The organism is Bartonella sp. TT29SHDZB, from assembly GCF_042193395.1.
In the GTDB taxonomy this organism is placed as follows: domain Bacteria; phylum Pseudomonadota; class Alphaproteobacteria; order Rhizobiales; family Rhizobiaceae; genus Bartonella.
In genome coordinates this window covers 1-2,142 of the sequence record NZ_JBHILQ010000076.1, presented here as the reverse complement: position 1 = coordinate 2,142, position 2,142 = coordinate 1, and the positions used below count along the sequence as shown (strand labels likewise).

General features: G+C 37.2%; 2 protein-coding genes. Both read left to right on the top strand.

What is annotated here, in order from left to right; translation table 11 throughout:
- Positions 1-177 precede the first annotated feature (177 nt).
- Positions 178-1,653: a replicative DNA helicase gene (locus ACFIJJ_RS09555; RefSeq protein WP_375646777.1), complete on the top strand. Its 1,476-nt coding sequence runs from the start codon at positions 178-180 to the stop codon at positions 1,651-1,653.
- Between the two features lie 85 nt (positions 1,654-1,738).
- A partial coding sequence (gene ssb / locus ACFIJJ_RS09550; protein WP_375646775.1) for a single-stranded DNA-binding protein occupies positions 1,739-2,142 on the top strand: 404 nt, incomplete at its 3' end.

The window sequence follows — 2,142 nt, the reverse complement described above, 5'->3', positions numbered from 1 at the left end:
ATCAAAACAGCTAGCGATCTAAATAAACGATTAAAATAACCAATCGAAATATAAAAGAACATCTTTTTATTGCACAAAACGTATCAAAACGCAAGCTGTTAAGTAAAATAAAAATGGGATTCACACTGTAGATTCAGTGATTTATAATTATCATTTATCAAATCAATTTAAATCATAATGAATAAAATGAGCGCTGTTAAATTACCTTCTTTTCAAACAGAAGAACAATCTTCTTTTCGTCAACTTCCCCATAATATTGAAGCAGAGAAAGCTTTGCTGGGTGCTATCATTATCAATAATAATGCTCTTGATAGCGTTTCTGATTTTTTAAAAGCAGAGCACTTTTTTGAACCGTTGCATCAAAGGCTTTTTGATATCATCTCACAAATTATTCAAAAGGGAAGAGTTGCAGATCCCATTACTATTAAGCCCTTTGTTGAAAATGATGCGAAAATTGGTGACATCACTGTATATAATTACGTGGTGCGTTTAGCTACCGAGGCAGTCACAATCATTAATACTAAAGATTATGGAAGCGTCATTTATGATCTGTTTATCCGACGCTCTTTAATTAACCTTGGCACTCAAGTTGTGAATAGAGCTTATGATGTTTCTGTAGAACTTACAACATCACAACAAATTGAAACTGTTGAAAATCAGTTGTTTGAATTGGCAGAAAAGGGAAAATACGGGGGTGGGTTTGAAAACTTTAATACAGCCATTGCAAAAGCACTTAACATGGCAAGTGCAGCGAAAAAGCGTTCCTCAAGGCTCTCAGGGATAGCTACCCATATCAAAACACTTGATGAGAAAATGGGAGGGTTACAAGCATCTGATTTGATTATCCTTGCGGGGCGCCCTGCTATGGGGAAGACCTCTCTGGCTACCAATATTGCTTTTAATATTGCCAATGCTTGCAAGCGTCATGATAACAGCCAAGCCAATGAAGGGGGTATTGTAGGTTTCTTCTCACTTGAAATGTCATCTGAACAGCTTGCAACTCGTATTATCTCAGAGCAAATAAAGGTTTCTTCTTCTGATATGCGCCGTGGTAATATCTCAGAAGAGCAATTTACCAACATCATTCACGCAATGCGCTCCTTACAAACAATCCCTCTTTATATTGATCAAACGGGTGGTGTATCCCTTGCACAATTGTCCGCCCGTGCAAGGCGTCTTAAACGACAACATGGTCTAGATGTCTTGATTATCGATTATATCCAACTCATGACAAGTGGTTCAAAGCGTTCATTAGAAAACCGCGTTCAAGAAATTACAGCCATTACCACCGGATTAAAAGCACTTGCAAAAGAACTCAATATTCCCATCATTGCTCTGTCACAACTTTCACGTCAAGTTGAAAACCGAACCGATAAACGTCCACAATTATCCGATTTACGTGAATCTGGTTCAATCGAGCAAGATGCCGACATTGTTCTGTTCGTTTATCGTGAAGAATATTATCTCAAAAATGAAGAACCAAAAGAAGGCACTGCTGAGTATAGCAAATGGCAAGAGGCAATGGAGCAAGCCAAGGGTAAAGCCGAGGTTATTATAGCAAAACAACGCCATGGTCCGACAGGAATCGTTCCCCTTGCATTTCAATCCGATTTTACACGCTTTAGTGATTTAGCACATAATGTAAAACATTAAATAATTGTTATTAGATAACTGAAAATATTGTAAAAACATATAAAACATGTTATGATTTTTACATCATTTAATGGGACTTACAAACATGCTTAATAAAGTGATTTTAATTGGTCATTTAGGTGCCAATCCAGAAAGCAAAACAATGTCATCTGGTATCGAGGTGGTCAATTTTCGAATGGCAACGTCTGAGAGCTATACAGACAAGGCAACCAATAAGAGAATAGACAAAACCGAATGGCATTCCATTGTGGTGTTTAATCCACATCTTGCAAAAATAGCACTTCAATATCTCAATAAAGGCAGTAAAGTTTATATCGAGGGGCGACTACAAACTCGTAAATGGCAAGATAAAAACGGTGTTGATCGCTATGTAACAGAAGTCATATTGCCTCAGTACAAAGGCGAGTTAAAGCTTTTAGATGGCAAAAATGATGATAATCAAGATCAGTCATCTGCTTATGACAGAAGCATTTACAGACCTCTTGATAC

What these genes read in the sequence shown, in the direction of transcription:
- ACFIJJ_RS09555 (WP_375646777.1), top strand. Translation starts at nt 178, where the DNA reads ATGAATAAAATGAGCGCTGTTAAATTACCTTCTTTTCAAACAGAAGAA.